The 16834-nt window shown below is 66.9% G+C and carries 15 protein-coding genes; 5 read left to right on the top strand and 10 right to left on the bottom strand.

The genetic code is table 11. The features are described from left to right. Window positions 1-68 precede the first annotated feature (68 nt). The 8 genes from gad to glmS all read right to left on the bottom strand — a co-directional run bounded on the left by gad (window position 69) and on the right by glmS (window position 11403). On the bottom strand, window positions 69-1454 hold the full coding sequence (gene gad, locus G6N68_RS03735; RefSeq protein WP_163708029.1) for a glutamate decarboxylase: 1386 nt from the start codon (window positions 1452-1454) through the stop codon (window positions 69-71). Between the two features lie 36 nt (window positions 1455-1490). Next, window positions 1491-2912: an NAD(P)H-hydrate dehydratase gene (locus tag G6N68_RS03730; RefSeq protein ID WP_163718132.1), complete on the bottom strand. Its 1422-nt coding sequence runs from the start codon at window positions 2910-2912 to the stop codon at window positions 1491-1493. Window positions 2913-3014: 102 nt separating this feature from the next. Then, window positions 3015-4886, bottom strand: a complete 1872-nt coding sequence (locus G6N68_RS03725; RefSeq protein WP_163708025.1) for an alpha/beta hydrolase family protein — start codon at window positions 4884-4886, stop codon at window positions 3015-3017. Between the two features lie 4 nt (window positions 4887-4890). Beyond that, window positions 4891-6672, bottom strand: a complete 1782-nt coding sequence (locus G6N68_RS03720; RefSeq protein ID WP_163708022.1) for an N-acetylglutaminylglutamine amidotransferase — start codon at window positions 6670-6672, stop codon at window positions 4891-4893. A gap of 224 nt (window positions 6673-6896) precedes the next feature. Next, on the bottom strand, window positions 6897-7664 hold the full coding sequence (locus tag G6N68_RS03715) for a rhomboid-like protein (protein WP_205351228.1): 768 nt from the start codon (window positions 7662-7664) through the stop codon (window positions 6897-6899). Between the two features lie 33 nt (window positions 7665-7697). Beyond that, complete coding sequence (locus tag G6N68_RS03710; RefSeq protein WP_163708019.1) at window positions 7698-8540, bottom strand: DUF4436 domain-containing protein; 843 nt, start codon at window positions 8538-8540, stop codon at window positions 7698-7700. Window positions 8541-8573: 33 nt separating this feature from the next. Further along, on the bottom strand, window positions 8574-9488 hold the full coding sequence (locus tag G6N68_RS03705; protein ID WP_240355357.1) for a DUF4436 domain-containing protein: 915 nt from the start codon (window positions 9486-9488) through the stop codon (window positions 8574-8576). Between the two features lie 40 nt (window positions 9489-9528). Next, entirely contained in the window at window positions 9529-11403 is a 1875-nt protein-coding gene (gene glmS, locus G6N68_RS03700) for a glutamine--fructose-6-phosphate transaminase (isomerizing) (RefSeq protein ID WP_163708016.1), read from the bottom strand. Between the two features lie 120 nt (window positions 11404-11523). Here glmS and G6N68_RS03695 point away from each other — a divergent pair, with 120 nt between their 5' ends. The 5 genes from G6N68_RS03695 to G6N68_RS03675 are packed head-to-tail and all read left to right on the top strand — an operon-like array spanning window position 11524 to window position 14960. After that, window positions 11524-11721, top strand: coding sequence for a hypothetical protein (locus tag G6N68_RS03695; RefSeq protein WP_163708013.1), 198 nt, complete (start codon window positions 11524-11526; stop codon window positions 11719-11721). A gap of 34 nt (window positions 11722-11755) precedes the next feature. Then, window positions 11756-12670 carry an alpha/beta fold hydrolase gene (locus tag G6N68_RS03690; protein WP_163708009.1) on the top strand — a complete coding sequence of 305 codons (915 nt, stop codon included), beginning with the start codon at window positions 11756-11758 and terminating at the stop codon, window positions 12668-12670. A 9-nt stretch (window positions 12671-12679) separates the two neighbouring features. Next, window positions 12680-13519 (top strand): dienelactone hydrolase family protein, encoded by an 840-nt coding sequence (locus tag G6N68_RS03685; RefSeq protein WP_163708006.1) that lies wholly within the window; start codon window positions 12680-12682, stop codon window positions 13517-13519. 13 nt (window positions 13520-13532) lie between these two features. Next, complete coding sequence (locus tag G6N68_RS03680) at window positions 13533-13883, top strand: nuclear transport factor 2 family protein (protein ID WP_163718128.1); 351 nt, start codon at window positions 13533-13535, stop codon at window positions 13881-13883. A gap of 36 nt (window positions 13884-13919) precedes the next feature. Next, window positions 13920-14960: an LLM class F420-dependent oxidoreductase gene (locus tag G6N68_RS03675; RefSeq protein ID WP_163708003.1), complete on the top strand. Its 1041-nt coding sequence runs from the start codon at window positions 13920-13922 to the stop codon at window positions 14958-14960. A gap of 77 nt (window positions 14961-15037) precedes the next feature. Here the strand turns inward: G6N68_RS03675 and G6N68_RS03670 are convergent, their stop codons facing one another. Next, window positions 15038-16585 carry an aldehyde dehydrogenase family protein gene (locus G6N68_RS03670; protein WP_205351509.1) on the bottom strand — a complete coding sequence of 516 codons (1548 nt, stop codon included), beginning with the start codon at window positions 16583-16585 and terminating at the stop codon, window positions 15038-15040. Continuing rightward, window positions 16582-16812 (bottom strand): biotin/lipoyl-containing protein, encoded by a 231-nt coding sequence (locus G6N68_RS03665; protein WP_163708000.1) that lies wholly within the window; start codon window positions 16810-16812, stop codon window positions 16582-16584. The genes G6N68_RS03670 and G6N68_RS03665 overlap by 4 nt, the downstream gene beginning before the upstream one ends. Window positions 16813-16834 lie beyond the last annotated feature (22 nt).

Below are 16834 nucleotides of genomic sequence, written 5' to 3'. Positions count from 1 at the left end.
GATGCGCGTCGCCGCGCGATCCGGGCGACGGTGTGTGACGGCGCCCAACCGGCCCGGATAGCGCCTGGTCAATGGGCAAAATGCTGGCCGTCGTAATGTCCGCCCGGCTTTACCTTGTCCAGGGTGCGCAGCGCGGTGACGGCGTCGTCGTGCAGGGCCCGGGCCAGGTCGGCGGAGAATCCTTCCCGCACCACGATGCGCAGCACGGAGATGTGCGTGGCGTTGTCGGGCATGGTGTACGCGGGCACCTGCCATCCGAAGGTCCGCAGTTCGTGAGAGACGTCGAACTCGGTGTACCCGCGGTCGCGGGCCAGTCGGAACGCGACCACCGGGATCGCAGAACCGTCCGAGATCAGCTCCATGTGCTCGCCCGTCCGCAACTGCTCGCCGAGCCACCGCGCCGTCTGCGACAGGGACTGCATGACCTTCGTATATCCCTCGCGGCCCAGCCGCAGGAAGTTGTAGTACTGCCCGACCACCTGGTTGCCGGGACGGGAGAAGTTCAACGTGAAGGTCGGCATGTCGCCGCCCAGGTAGTTGACCCGGAAGATCAGCTCCTCGGGAAGATGCTCGGCGCTGCGCCACACCACGAACCCGATGCCCGGGTAGGTCAGCCCGTACTTGTGCCCGCTGACGTTGATGGACACCACCCGCGGCAGCCGGAAATCCCACTTCAGGTCCGGATGCAGGAACGGCACCACGAAGCCGCCGCTGGCGGCGTCGACGTGCACCGGGACGTCGACCCCGCCCCCCGCGGCCAGCTTGTCCAACGCCGCGCAGATTTCCGCGATGGGTTCGAGCTCACCGGTGTAGGTGGTGCCCAGAATGGCCACCACGCCGATGGTGTTTTCGTCGACGGCGTCCACCACCTGCTCCGGGGTGATGACGTAGCGCCCCTCTTCCATCGGCAGGTAGCGCGGCTCGACGTCGAAGTAACGGCAGAACTTCTCCCACACCACCTGCACGTTGGACCCCAGCACCAGATTCGGCGTGCGCCCTTCCCAGCCCTTGCCGACGCGCTGACGCCACCGCCATTTCAGCGCCAGCCCGCCCAGCATCACCGCCTCGCTGGACCCGATGGTCGAGACCCCGATGGCGCTGGACGGGTCGTCGTCGCGCAGGTTCTCGGCGTGGAACAGGTCGGCCACCATGCACACGCAGCGCTGCTCGATCGCCGCGGTCGCCGGGTACTCGTCCTTGTCGATCATGTTCTTGTCGAACGTTTCGGCCATCAGCTGTCCGGCCTGGGGATCCATCCAGGTCGTCACGAACGTGGCCAGGTTCAGCCGCGAACTGCCGTCGAGCATCAGTTCGTCGTGGATGAAGCGGTAGGCGGCTTCGGGATCCATCGACTCCTCGGGCATCCGCAGCGCGGGGATCGGAGCGTTGAACAGTCGGCCGGTGTATGCGGGCGCGATCGAGTGCCCCGGAACGGACGGGTGGTGTGATGCCATGACGGATCCTCTCGAAGTAGATCGCGGCTGACGCCGCTAGATGGCGGCCAGGGCGGCCCGGATGTGGTGCAGGATTCGCGACGCCGACGTGGGCGCTTCACCGGGTCCCGGGTCGGCGGCCGACAGCGCGGCGGCGCGCGCGTGCACAAAAGCAGCGGCCGCCGCGGCCTCGCCGGGCGGCAGCCCGGACGCCAGCAGCGCGCCGATCATTCCCGACAGCACGTCGCCGGAGCCGGCCGTCGCCGCCCAGGATTGCCCGGCCGGGTTCAGATAGACCGGACCGCCCGGGTCGGCGATGACGGTGACGTTGCCCTTGAGCAACACCGTGGCCCCGAACCCGTCGGCGAGCTTGCGGCAGGCACCGACCCGGTCATCACCCGGCGGCGCCCCGGCCAGCCGCGCGAACTCGCCGGCGTGCGGGGTCAGCACCGTCGGGGCTTGGCGATTGGCCACCAGTTCCGGGTGGGCCGCCAGCATGGTGAGACCGTCGGCGTCGACCAGCACCGGCAGGTCGGTCTCCAACGCGAACCACAGTGCGGCCGCTCCGGCCTCATCGGTCCCCAGGCCTGGCCCGACGACCCAGGCCTGCACCCGCCCGGCTGACGACGGAGTGGGTGACGCGATGACCTCGGGCCAGTGCGCCAGCACCTCGTGGTTCGCGCTCCCGGCATAGCGGACCATGCCGGACGTGGCGGCGACGGCGGCGCCGGTACACAGCACGGCGGCCCCAGGGTACGTCGCCGATCCGGCGAGGACGCCGGTCACGCCCTGGGTGTACTTGTCGTCGTGGGGGCCGGGGACCGGCCAACGCGCGGCGACGTCCGCGGCGTCGAAACCCAGCAGGTCCGTTTCGGGCAGGTCGAGCCCGATGTCCACCAGGACGACGCGTCCGCAGTCGGCCAGCGCGTGCACCGGTTTGAGCCCGCCGAAGGTGACGGTCAGCACGGCGCGCACCGCGGGTCCGTTGATCGCTCCGGTCGACACGTCGATGCCGCTGGGAATGTCGACGGCCACCACTGGGATACCAGCGTCGTTCACGGCGTCGAATACCTCGGCCGCGCCAGGGCGCAGCGGTCCGGAACCGGAGATTCCCACTACCCCGTCGATGACGAGATCGGTTGTTGGTGACACCTTTTCGACGACCCGACCGCCCGCGGCGCGGAACGCCGCCAGGCCCTTGCGGTGGGTGCGCTCCGGGTTGAGCAGGACCGCATCGGCGGCCGCGCCGCGGCGGCGCAGGAAGGTGGCCGCCCACAACGCATCGCCGCCGTTGTCGCCGGACCCGACGACCGCACATATTCGGCGCCCGGACACGCCGCCGGTGCGGTCCTTCAGCTCGCGCAGGATTTCGGTGGCCAATCCAAACGCCGCACGGCGCATCAAGGCACCGTCGGGCAGGCTGGCCAGCAGTGGCGCCTCGGCCTCGCGGATCGTGTCAGCAGAGAAGTAATGCCGCATCAACGCCAGCATTGCATACGGCAGAATCGGTCGCGGGTCTGCTTCCGACACCCGCTTCGATCACACTCGGCAGCGAGCGGGCGTCAGCACTCGACCGGGGGCCTAGACGGTCACCGCCGCAAAGGCCTTGTGCAACCACTCGCTCATGGCGTCGGCCAGCACCACCCGATTCTCCCGCTTGCTGATCGAGTGGCCGTCGTCGTCGAACAACAGGTAACGCACCTCGCGGCCGGCGCTGCGCAACGCCTCGACGATCTGTTCGGACTCGCCGACCGGCACGTTGGTGTCGTGGGCTCCGTGCACGACCAGCAGTGGCGCGGTGAGCGCGTCGACCCGTTGCAGCGGGGACAACCGGTCGAGCAACTCCCGGTCGTTGACCGGGTGCCCGTACTCGGGGTAGGCCGCATCGGCGATCCACGGTTCGGTATTGCGGTAAAAGGTACCGAGGTCGCTCATGCCGCAGATGCTGACGCCCGCCGCGAACAGGTCGGGGTGAAACGTCAAGGCCGCCAACGTCAGATAGCCGCCGTAGGACCAGCCCGCGCACGCGATGCGCCGCGGGTCCGCCAGCTTGTTGTCGACCAGGAATCGCACGCAATCGGCGACGTCGTCGATGGCCGCGAAGCGCTTCTCCTTGTCGTCGGCGTGTACGAAGGTGCGCCCGAAGCCGCCGGAACCGCGGACGTTCGGTGCCAGCACGGTGATGCCATCGTTCACCAGCCGCGCGAAGATCTCGTTATATCCGGGGCGGGCCTGCCCTTCCGGTCCGCCGTGCAGGTATACCACCGCGCCCGTCGACTCGGACGCATCGGGGGGTCGAAACAGCCAGGCGTTCAAGCTCAGCCCGTCGCGGGCGGTGATCCGTTCCGGCTCGGACTTCGCGGTGAACCCGGTGATGACCGGCCCCCGGGTGGGTTCGCGGTCGATCAGTTCCCACTCCCGGGTGCGGGGGTTGACCAGTTCGACGGTACGCGGCAGGTCTGGGCCCTGGATGGTCATGGCGACCATCGAGCCACCGGCACTGATGGACAGCTCGCCGGCGACCGGGCCCGGCAGCGGGATGGGCGGGGTGAGCGTGTAGTCGCTGTACTCGATGATCTGTAATTCGCTGCGCCCCTGCAGGTTCCACAGCAGCGCGATGGTGGACAGGTCGTCGCTGACGGCGAACTCGTCGATGCTGCAGTCGGGGCGTTCGGCCACCACAAAGTAGCTCACGCCGTCCTCGCTGACCGTCACCTCCAAAAGTCGCGTGTGCTCGCACCCGTTGTCGCTGAGCACCAGCGCCCGCACGTAGCCGAGGCCGGGATTTCGGCACATCTTCGCCGGGTAGTACAACCGGGCCTCATCGCCGGTGGGGCCGGACCGGATACGGCGTGGATGATGGTCGTCCAGGATCACCCCGGCCGCGGTGACGGACCCGGGATCTGAAGGCAGGAAGGCGATTTCGGTGGACCCATGCAGCATGATCATCTCGTGGTAACCGCGCGGCCCGACGCGAATCAGCGCCGCTCCGGCCCACGCATCGACCAATCGACCGCCCGACCGGCGGTCCAGCACGTTGGTGAACCCGTCGCCCGGGTCGATCAGGCACGACCGCCCGATGCCGTCCTCACCGGTCAGAATCGCCGCCACCCGGGTGCCGTCCCAGCCGATCAGTTCGGCGGTGCCGTGCTCTTCGCCGTCGATGCGTCTGGCCATGCGGTCGTCGGGATCGGTTGTCACGATCCAGATTTGGCTGCGATTGCCCCCGTCGGGCGCCACCTGGCAGGCCAACCAGTGCCCGTCGGCGGAATGAATCACCCGGGTGACCGGGCCCGCTACCGGTAGCTCGACATCCCGCGACGAACTGGCCCGTTGGCCTCGCAGAAAGCGTTGCACCGCACGGGGATAACCGCCGTCGTCGACCAGATGGGCGAACGCCGTCGCGTCTGGGGACAAGGACGCCCCGTAGAGCGCGCGGACCTGGTGAACCATTCGGTTAGCCCGCCATGCTCTGCAGCCACATCTCCAGCACGCCCAGTTGCCATAATGTGTTGCCGTCCAACGTGGTACGGGTCTTGTTCGGCTCCTTGAGCAGGGCGGCCACGGTCTCGGACCGGTACAGCCCACGGTTACGGGCGGCCTCGTTGGTCAGCGCGTCGCACACCATGTCGAGCAACTCACCGTCTAGATGGCGGATTCCGGGCACCGGAAAGTAGCCCTTCGTCCGGTCGATGACTTCGGACGGCAGCAACGCTCGCGCAGCGTCCTTGAGCACGCCTTTGCCGCCGGAGGCGAGCTTGTGCTCCGGTGGGCAGGTGGCGGCCAGTTCGACGAAGTCGTGGTCAAGGAACGGAACCCGCGCTTCCAGGCCCCACGCCATGGTCATCGTGTCGACCCGCTTCACCGGGTCGTCGACGAGCATGACCTGGGTGTCGAGACGCAGTGCGGCGTCGACGGCGGAGTCCGCTCCCGGCGCGGCCTGGTGCGCCGTCACGAACTCGCGACTGACGTCGGCGTCTACGGCGTACTCGGGAGCAAAGATGTTCAGCACGTCGCTGTGATCGCGGTCGAAAAACACCTTGGCGTACGCCTCGGTGGTCTGCTCGCGGGCAATGTTGGCCAGCGGCGGATACCAGCTGTAGCCGGCCAGGATCTCGTCGGCGCCCTGCCCGGACTGCACCACCTTGACCGACTTGCTGACTTCCTCCGACAGCAGATAGAAGGCGACGCAGTCATGGCTGACCATCGGTTCGCTCATCGCGGCAATGGTTTTCGGCACCGCGGGCAGCAGACGCGAGGAGTCGATGTGGATCTTGTGGTGGTCGGTGTCGAAGGTCTTCGCGATCAGGTCGGAGTAGACATATTCGTCGCCGGATTCGCCGGCGGCGGAGTCGAAGCCGATGCTGAACGTGGCAAGCCCGTGCTGGCCCTGCTCGGCCAGCAGCGCCACCACGATCGAGGAGTCGATGCCGCCCGACAACAACACGCCGACGGGCACGTCGGCGACCATCCGCAACGACACCGAGGTGCGCAGCGCGTCCAGCAACGCGTCCTGCCAGTCCCGCGCCGACCACGAAGCCCGTTCTGGATCGCGGCCGAACGCCGGATTCCAATAGACGGTGTCGGTGTGTGAGCCATCGGGTTGGATCACCCGCACGGTGGCGGGCGGCAGCTTGCGCACACCGCGGTAGATGGTCAGCGGCGCGGGAACCACCGCGTGAAAGCTCATGTAGTGGTGCAGCGCGTGACGGTCCAGCTCGGTGTCCACCCCGCCGGCATCCAGCAGGGCGCGCACGCTGGACGCGAACCGCAGCCGGCCCGGCGAGGCTGCCAGGTACAGCGGCTTGATGCCCAGTCGGTCGCGCGCCAGCGTCACGACGCCCGAATCGTGGTCGACAACGGCGAACGCGAACATGCCCTTGAACCGGTCCACACAGCGCGGGCCCCACTTGTGGAACGCCTTGAGCACGACCTCGCTGTCGGCGGTCGAGAAGAAGCGATACCCGACGGCCTGCAGCTCCTCGCGCAGCTGCTTGTAGTTGTAGATGCAACCGTTGAACACCAGCGTCAAGGCCAGGTCACTGTCGACCATCGGCTGCGAGCCGCGGGTGGACAGATCGATGATCGAGAGCCGCCGGTGCCCGAATGCGACCGCCCCGTGCGCAACGACACCGCTGCCGTCCGGCCCGCGTGACGTCATGGCGTCGACCATCCGGCCCACCGCGGCGACATCGGCCGACCGCCCGTCCCAGCGGATCTCACCGCAGATTCCGCACATGCCTCCCGCTTTCTCCGTTTGCTTCGCTCACCAGGATCCAGGTGGCCTTGCAATCGCCCCACCCGCTGCCGGGGACGAGTTCACGATTCGTGGATCCCGGACTGGCTACCCGCGTTCGAGCTGCGGGTATCACCTCAGCCGTCACCGGACCGAATCCGCCGCGCAGCTGCAGTAATGCCCCCAGGCCGACCTGGTGCGGGTACAGGCACGTGTCAAGTATCCCGTTATGTGCCCGCCGATTGCACATCCCCTTCGCGTCCTTCGCGCGGCGGGGCTTCCTCATCAGCAGCTTCAGCAGCCCGGCGGCGCCGGAAAATGGCCCTGAGACGGACGGGGTTCAAGGGCATACCCACGCGGTCACGGGCCATCGGGTAGAAAAGCAGGCCGATCAGCAACGCTGTGAAATGGCCGATGGCGGTGAAGTCCAGCTCGGTTTTGTCCATCGTGAGCAACGGAAAGCCGAAGATCACCAGCAACACCGCGAGATAGCCCCACCGCCACGGTTTCACGATGCGATAGGCCAGCACCCCCATCACCCCGGCGAGAAAATAGCTGACCCCGATGTCGCGGGAATGCACCAACCTCTCCGAAGACTCGCGCATTTGGATGGTGAGGTACAGAATCCCTTCGCTGAAGTAGGTGGCGCCGATGTGCGCCGTCAATCCCACTGTGAGCCAACGTAATTGGCCAAGCCAATGTTCGGCGGGAGCCAAGAACAGGGTGAACAGAACGAGATAGGGTTCCAGATTCCGGCCGTCGATCCAAAACAGGCTGGAAAACAGCACTTCCAGCGGATCACGGCCTAAATGGGCGAGGTTGGTGGAGCGGTGCAGCAGCACCGAATGCAACTGCGGGCCGGCGAGTTGATTCTGAATGATCGTGGTGACCACCAACGCGAGCAACCAGGAGTAGGTCAACGGCGCATCGCTGACGAAGACCCAGACCACGCGAGCCCAGCTCCGCAACCGCGCCTTCACCGATGTCCTCGCCACGGCCTAACCTTCGCATGCCGTGATTGGTTGTCACTACTTCTCGTAGTCGGGGGCCAGGTGGCGCCACCAGCAGGAGATGTAGAGCACTAACGAAATGGTCAGGACGACGATCACCCAGAGCACGACGGTGACGTCCACCCAACTACCGAAGGGCGGCGAGTCGGGTAGCGCATCGCGCAGCGGCATCACCGCGAACAGCATGGCCGCATACCACGTCGTCATGGGCGGCTGGAATTTCCTTCGGTTGCGCACCGTCTGGATTGCGACGAATAAGGCCAGGCCGGCCAGCGCGATGAGGACACCGAGGATCAACACCGCGAACGCCATCGTGCTGTGGGAGCGGTGCAGTAGCAGCCCGTAGGGAGCGTGACCTTCGCCCTGGTGCTGGTGCCTCACGTCGACTTCCCAGCCCAGCAGCCGATCGACGAGTGTCACCGTCACCTTCTGCGGAGTCTGCGAGGCGCCGGAGAAAAGGTGCACCTTGAGCGGTCCGGTTTCATATTGGTCGAACGGCCAGTCCGCGACGTCCCCGGTGAGGCTGATCGACACCCGCAACGGGTCGGGCAGTGAACCCTTCGGCCAGGTGCGTTTGCTGGACTGCACCAGCGAGTTGGCGACGATGTGGAGGTCGTCGTTGAGCGTGCCGGTCTGCGGATCCAACAGGTCGGGCGCCGGCATCACGGTGATGTTGGCCGCCAGGATGCCGTTGTTGGACTGGATGTCTTCGATGTCGAACGTCACCTTGGTGCCGTCGCCCGCACCGGAGGACATCTGGTGCCGCTGGCCCGATCCGCCGTTGACATACAACAGGATCGACAAGACGTAGGCCGCGACGAAGACCACCACTCCCACGATCGTGCGCGTCGACAGCGACATCCTTGCCAAGGGATTACTTCGCACGCCGCCGGTTTATTTCGTTGCCGGCTCGGCCGGCGCCGGCGCCGAATCAGCTTGTGCCGGTTCCGGTTTGCCAGCGGCGTCGAAGTCGAAGTCCGGTGCCAGGTGCCGCCACCAGCAGGACACGTACAACCCCATCGCTGTCACCAGGGCCACGATCACCCAGATCACGATCATGACATCCACCCAGGCTCCGAACGGCGGTGAGTCGGGCAGCGCGTTGCGTAGCGGTACCACCGCGAACAGCATGGCCGCGAACCACGTCGCCATCGGCGGCTGGAATTTGCGCCGGTTGCGCACGGTTTGACCGGCGACGAACAGGCCGAAGACGGCCAATGCGACGAGCACTCCCAGCAGGACGAGCGCCACCGCCATGGTGCTCGGGGACCGGTGCACGTGTACCTGGTAAGGCCCCGTGTCGCCGACCTTGCCACCGTGCACGGTGGGTTTCCAGCCCGGAAGCCGGTCGACAAAGCCCACCGCGGCCCGCTCCGGCGTTTGCGTTTGCGGGGAGCCGACGAAGATGTTGACGGAGACGGGCTTGGACTTATAGCCGTCGAAGGGCCAGTCCGATATGTCGCCGCTGATGTTCACCGACACCGGAAAAACGCCCGGTTGGGTGCCCTTCTGCCAGGTTCGGCTGGTAGGTGTGGTCGCTGAAGTGATTGCGACCGTGAGGTCCTGCGTGAGGTTGCCGGTTTTCGGGTCCAATATGTCAGCGCCCGGCGTCACGGTCACATCGCATTGCAGCGAATTGCGATACGGCTGGATGGCCACGATGTCCAGATTCACGGTCGTTCCGTCGGACGTTGGCTTGGCTTCGATGAGCGGGTGCGCTGGGCCCATGCCAGCGAGGGCGTACACCGCGGCCAGACCGATGTATGCGACGACGAACGCGACAATGCCCGCGATGCGCCATTTCTTCACGGTGCCTCCCCGACGACAGCTATTCGACGATTCGACTTGCTTATTCGACGGTCACGGATTTTGCCAGATTTCGGGGCTTGTCGACGTCGTAACCGCGGGCTTGGGCCACCGCGGCAGCGAACACCTGCAGCGGGATCGTCGACAGGAGCGGTTGCAAAAGGGTTGATACTGCAGGGATTTCGATCAAATGATCGGCGTAGGGACGCACCGTATCGTCGCCCTCTTCGGCGATCACAATGGTCACCGCGCCGCGGGTCTGGACCTCGCGGATATTGGACAACAGCTTCGCATGCAACATCGCCGACCCCTTCGGGGACGGCATGACGACGATGACCGGCAGGTCGTCTTCGATCAACGCGATCGGCCCGTGCTTGAGTTCGCCGGCCGCGAACCCTTCGGCGTGCATGTAGGCCAGCTCTTTCAGTTTGAGCGCGCCTTCGAGGGCCACCGGGTATCCGACATGGCGGCCCAGGAACAGCACCGTCGACGACTTCGCGAACTGGTGCGCCAGCTCGGCGACCGGGTCGATTCCCGCGATCACCCTGGCCACCAGGTCGGGCATCGCTTCCAGTTCGCGGTACTCACGCTCGACCTCGTCGGGGTACTTGGTACCGCGCGCTTGCGCCAGCGCCAGGCCCACCAGGTAGTTGGCGGTGATCTGCGCCAGAAAGGTCTTGGTCGACGCCACACCGATCTCCGGCCCGGCGCGCGTGTACAGCACCGCGTCGCACTCGCGCGGGATCTGCGAGCCGTTGGTGTTGCAGATCGCCAGCACTTTGGCCTTCTGTTCCTTGGCGTGCCGCACGGCTTCCAGGGTGTCGGCGGTTTCGCCGGATTGCGAGATCGCCACCACCAGCGTGCTGCGGTCCAGCACCGGGTCGCGGTAGCGGAATTCACTGGCCAGCTCCACTTCCACCGGGAGCCGCGTCCAGTGCTCGATCGCGTACTTGGCCAGCAGACCGGAGTGATAGGCGGTGCCGCAGGCGACCACGAAGACCTTGTCGATCTCGCGCAGTTCCTGGTCGCTCAACCGCTGTTCGTCCAGGACGATCCGGTTGTCGACGAAGTGCCCGAGCAGGGTGTCGGCCACCGCGGTGGGCTGTTCGGCGATCTCCTTGAGCATGAAGTACTCGTAGCCGCCCTTTTCGGCCGCGGCCAGGTCCCAGTCGATGTAGAACTGCCGGTAAGCCCCGGGGCCCAGGTCCTCGTTGCCGTAGAAGTCGGTGATCCGGTAACTGTCGGCGGTGATCACCACGGCCTGGTCTTGGCCCAGTTCGACCGCGTTGCGGGTGTGCTCGATGAACGCGGCGACGTCGGACCCGACGAACATCTCGCCGTCGCCGACCCCGACCACCAGCGGTGTGGAGCGGCGCGCCGCGACGATGGTGCCGGGTTCGTCGGCGTTGGCGAACACCAGGGTGAAGTGGCCTTCGAGCCGACGCAGCACGGAGAGCACGGATGCGGTGAAGTCGCCGGCCGTCTCGCCGTGGTGGTAGGCCTGCGCCACCATGTGCACCGCGACTTCGGTGTCGGTGTCGCTGGCGAACTCCACGCCCGCTGCCTCGAGCTCATGGCGCAGGCTGCTGAAGTTTTCGATGATCCCGTTGTGGACGACGGCGATCTTGCCGGCGGCATCGCGATGCGGGTGCGCGTTGCGGTCGGTGGGACGGCCGTGGGTGGCCCAGCGGGTATGCCCCAGGCCGGTGCAACCGGCCAGCTCGGCGGGTGACATTTCCGCGGTCGCGGCCTCGAGGTTGGCCAGCCGTCCGGCGCGGCGACGCACGGTGAGCTTGCCTTTTCCGTCCACCAACGCCAAGCCCGACGAGTCGTAGCCGCGGTACTCCATCCGGCGCAGTGCGTCCATGACGACATCGCAGGCAGAACGCTGTCCCACGTAGCCGACAATTCCGCACATAGCCAACCAGGGTAATGCAGCAGCCGGTCACAGCGGGCCCGCAGCGACCTTGAGCGGGGCCGGTCAGGCGCGTGACCTGGGTCGATGATTAGTCGAACAACCGGCGCTACCGTCGGAGGGATGACCCGCGAACAGACGACAAGCAAGCAGAAGAGCGCCTGGTCATTCTTCTACCTGCCTTTGATTGTCGGCCTTGTCATCGGGGCGGCAGTGGCATCGGCGACCGATCACTGGTGGTGGGTGACGGTCGGCGCGGTGGTGGGCGCAGCGGTAGGCGAAGTTGGACGCCGAGTGAAGCTTCGCCCTCCGGCCGAATGACTGCCACGATTCGACGTCGGGGCCGCGGTTGCTGATGGAAACCTTCGTTCAGCTCGACGGTGATGTTCGTTTGTGGGTCTGCGACGAGGGCCGCTCGGACAGATCGCCGCTGCTGTTGATCATGGGCGCGAACGCGTCCGCCTTGGCGTGGCCTCCCGAGTTTGTCGAGCAGTTGGGGCGCCAACATCGCGTCATCAGCTATGACCACCGCGACACCGGTCGCTCGACCTGGGCTTTCGACGAGCATCCGTACGCGGTCGCCGACCTCGCCGAGGACGCGGTGGCGGTGCTCGACGCACTCGGCGTGGCGCGGGCGCACCTCGTCGGCATGTCGTTGGGCGGCATCCTCGTGCAGTTGCTCTTGCTCGACCATCCGGACCGCCTGCTGTCGGCCACGGTGCTGTGTAGCTGTGCGTTGGGTGTCGGCGCCGCCGCGACCGGTGACTCGTCGCCGAGACCGGATCTTCCCGGTCCCGATCCCCGGCTGCTGGCGCTGTGGGAGCAGATGAACGAACCGAGAGACCGGGCGGCCGAGCTCGAGTGGCGGGTGGAGCACTGGCGCATCCTCAACGGAGGGGTCATCGACTTCGACGCCGACGACTTCCGGCGGCTCGAGGAGCGAACAATCCAGCACGCCGGCCGATACGACAATCCGGCCGCACACGCCCGCGCCGACCAACGGGGACTCGACCGTGGCGCAGAGTTGGCTCGAGTGAGCGTCCCGACGCTGGTCATCGAAGCTCCGGAGGATCCCATCAATCCGCCGCCGCACGCCGCTTATCTCGCCGAAGTCATCGGCTCCGCGCGGCGCGTCACCATCCCCGGCATGGGACACGCACTCAGCAGTCCGGTGCTCGAACCCGTCGCCGCGGCGATCCTCGCCCACACGGCGGACGTCGATGCGGCGGCTCCGCCAGGCAACTGGACCCGGGCCACGCGTCACCGCTAACGTCGACGGGTGGCCCGCACCCGCAAGCTTTTCGCCGCCCTGAGCCGTCGTGGTCCGCACCGCGTTCTGCGCGGCGACCTGGCGTTTGCCGGACTCCCCGGGGTTGTCTACACCCCGGAATCCGGGCTGAACCTGCCCGCCGTCGCCTTCGGTCACGATTGGCTGACCGGCTCGGCCCAATATGCGGGCCTGTTGGAGCATCTGGCGTCCTGGGGGATCGTCGCCGGGGCTCCCGACACTCAGCGCGGAGTCGCGCCGTCGGTCCTGAATTTCGCCTTCGACCTCGGCGTCGCCCTCGACATCGTGGCGGGGGTGCGGTTGGGACCCGGCGAGATCAGCGTGCATCCGGCCAAGCTCGGAGTCGTCGGTCACGGTTTCGGCGGATCCGCGGCCGTGTTCGCCGCGGCGGGCATGCCGGCCAAACTCGCGTCGGCGGTAGCGCTCTTCCCGAGACCGACCGCTCCCCCGGCCGAGCAACCGGCCGCAACGCTGGAGCTCCCCGGTCTGATCCTGGCCGCCCCCTCCGCAACGCTGTCGCTGAATTCCAACGCGCACGAACTGTCGCGAGCCTGGGACACGGCCACGCTGCGCATCGTCAGCAAAGCCCAGGAGGGTGGCCTGGTCGAGGGCCGCCGACTCACCAAGGTGGTGGGACTGCAGGGCGCCCACCGCAAGACGCAGCGTGCGGTTCGGGCGCTGCTGACCGGGTATCTCCTATTCACGCTCACCGGCGACAAGAAATATCGCGATTTCGCCGACCCGGATGTGCAACTTCCCAAGACGGACGCACTGGATCCCGAAGCGGCGCCGGTGACGCGGGAAGACAGGATTGTCGCGCTACTGAAGTGAGCGAGTGAGCACCATGCCGAGTGTGCGGGAGCTTTACCGACGCTGGATCGACGAACTCTGGGCCGGGCAACCGGTTGCCGCCGAGATCGTCACCGAAGACTTTGTCGGACACTGGCCCGACAGAGAGGTCCACGGACCGCACGAACTGCAGCAGATTGTCGACCAGACACGAAACATGTTGTCGGATATGACTTTTGCGATCCAGATCGGTCCACTGCACGAGGGAGACCTGGTCGCCGGCCGCTGGGTCGGCTCCGGCCGCGGTCCGGACGGGCCCATGTCGTTCACCGGCAACGACATCCTGCGGCTCGCCGACGACGGGCAACGCTTCGCCGAGTACTGGACCGGCACGTCGGCGGGCTAGGACGGGCCCTGCACCCGGCCGTGATAAGCATCGTTGATGCGAATCGGGCTAGCGTTGGACTACACGGGCGGGTTTCATGAGGGCGTCGAGCGGGTCGTAGAGCTGGAGAAGTCCGGCCTGGACATCGCCGTGGTGGCCGAGGCGTATTCCTACGACGCCGTCAGCCAACTGGGCTATCTGGCCGCCAAGACAACCACCGTCGAATTGGCGTCTGGGGTGCTTCCCATCTACATCCGCACGCCCACACTGCTGGCGATGACCGCGGCCGGTCTGGACTACGTGTCCAACGGCCGGTTCACCCTCGGCATCGGCACGTCCGGGCCGCAGGTGATGGAAGGCTTCCACGGCGTGGCATTCGATGCGCCGCTGGGCCGCACCCGCGAGGTGATCGAGATATGCCGCCAGGTGTGGCGCCGAGAGCGGGTGCAATACGCCGGCAAGCACTACCAGATCCCGCTGCCCGCCGACCGCGGCACCGGGCTGGGTAAGCCATTGCACCTGATCAATCACCCGGTGCGCGAACGCATTCCGGTACACATTGCGGCGCTGGGACCCAAGAATGTCGAGCTCACCGCCGAGATCGCCGAGGGCTGGCAGCCGGTGTTCTTCCTGCCGGAGAAGGCATCGTTGGTCTGGGGTGACGCGCTCGCGGCCGGTGCCGCCAAACGCGACCCCGCCCTGGGCCCCCTCGACGTGGTGGTGGGCACCTCGCTGGCCATCGGCGACGACGTCGACGACCGGTTGGCCTGGACCAAACCGCAGCTGGGTCTCTACATCGGCGGGATGGGCGCCAGGGGCCGCAACTTCTACCACAACCTGGCCACGCGCTACGGATTCGGCGAGGTCGCCGACCGCATCCAGGAGCTGTATCTGGCCGGCCGTAAGCAAGAGGCGATCAACGCGGTGCCCGACGAGTTGGCCCGCGGCATGTCGTTGGTCGGCCCCCGTGGGTTTGTCGCCGAACGGTTGGCCGCCTTTGCCGAAGCCGGGGTGACAACACTGACCGTGCGGCCGTTGAGTTCGGACTCCCGCGAATCGGTTCGCTTTGTCGAGGAGTTGCTGCAGATGCGGCCGTGACGCGTCATTTCACTGGCCTGCCTTCAGAAGCTCGTCGGCCGCGAGTTCGCACGGGCTATCCGGATCCGGTGGCCCGGTCACTCGGGAAGCGAAGGTCGTCGCGCTGTTGAAGTGGCGGTGGCGGCGAACCTGCGTCGGCCGCGCCCGTCGAAAGCCCGCATCAGCGTCGTCACCGCCCGGAAGCGTGCCTTCGACGCCGGGTACCACAGCGGTTCGCGTTTGAGCAACGGTCCGCGGGGGCTGACAATCGCCTGCTGCCTGCAGTATTTGCGGATGCCGGCCGCGCCGCCGAACCGCGCGCCGATGCCCGATCGCTTCCAACCGCCCATGGGGACAGCAAAGTTCACCATGTTCGCGAACGCATCGTTGATGTTGACCGCACCGACTTCCAAGCGGCGCGCCACCCGTTCGCCGCGCCGGAGGTCGCCCGTCCAGACTGTGGCCGACAACCCGTAGACCGAGTCGTTGGCCAGTTGCACCGCCTCGTCCTCGCCGGCCACCTTGATGATCGGCAGCAGCGGGCCGAAGGTCTCCTCGGTCAGGCACGCCATCGAATGATCGACGTCGACCAGCACCGTCGGCTCGAAGAAGGTACCGGTTTCGGATGCCTTGCCGCCGAACAGAACTCGCGCGCCACGCGCGACGGCATCATCGACATGCCGTTGCACGATGTCACGCTGGGCCGACGTCGCCATCGCGCCGATGTCGAATCGGAACCCCCGGCCGTCATTGCCCTGGCGCAGCCGCCGCACCTGCTCGACGAGGCTGGCCACGAAGCGGTCGTAAACGGGCTCCTCAACGTAGATCCGCTCGACCGAGATGCACGCCTGGCCCGAGTTGAACAGACCGCCGTATATGACCCCGGCCGCGGCCCGGTCGATGTCCGCGCCGGACAGCACGATGGCCGGATCCTTGCCGCCCAGCTCCAGGCTGTACGGGATCAGCGCGTCACCACAGGCGGCGGCGATCTGCCGGCCGGTCCTGGTGGACCCGGTGAACTGCAGGTAGTCGACGACGCCGACCACGGCGCGGCCGGTGTCGGCACCGCCGGTCAGCACCGAAAACACCGGCGGCGCCCCGATTTCGGCCCAGCCGCGGCCCAGCTCGACGGCGCTGAGCGGGGTCACCTCGGACGGTTTCACCACTATCGCGGCGCCGGCCATCAGCGCGGCGAACGCGTCCAGGCAGGGATTGAGCAACGGCAGGTTCCACGGGGTGATGATGCCGATCACCGGGTGCGGCCGATACCTGGTGACCAGCCGCTTCGTCAGCCCGAGAGGGCTGTGTGGCGTCGGCCGCTCGTCGGCCAGGAACGCCCCCGCATGCCGGACCCAGTACTTCACCAGGTCGATCGCGGCGGGCGCTTCGATTTCGGCGTCGCAGCGCGATTTCCCGGTCTCCGATTGCACCACGTCGGTCAGGCGCGTCGCGTTGTCGATCAGCCAATCCTGATAGCACAGTAGCCATTTCGCCCGCCCACGGACACCGAGGTCCTCCCATTCCGGCTGCCGCGCGCGCAACCGCCGAACGGCCTCCGCGACGGCCGGCGCCGCGTTGTCGGGGACCGCGCCCACCAACTTTCCATCGGCGGGATTGCGGACCTCGATCTCGGCGCGGTGGTTCACGTCTCGACCACGCCCAGGGTGGTGCCCACCGGATAGACGGCCTCCTCCTCGATGTTCCCGTGCCGCAGCACGCCATCGCACGGTGCCGGGACATCCACCTGGACCTTGTCGGTCCCCACCGTGTAGAGGTCCTCCCCCGCGGACACGTTGGCGCCATCGGGAACCAGCCAACCCATAAAGGTGCCTTCGGTCATGGTGACGTCGAGTTTGGGCATCTTGATTTCCATCCGACTCCCTTTCGGTGCGGCC

Origin of the sequence: Mycobacterium bourgelatii (genome assembly GCF_010723575.1) — a bacterium.
In the GTDB taxonomy this organism is placed as follows: Bacteria; Actinomycetota; Actinomycetes; order Mycobacteriales; family Mycobacteriaceae; genus Mycobacterium; species Mycobacterium bourgelatii.
This window is presented reverse-complemented; position numbering and strand designations above follow the sequence as displayed.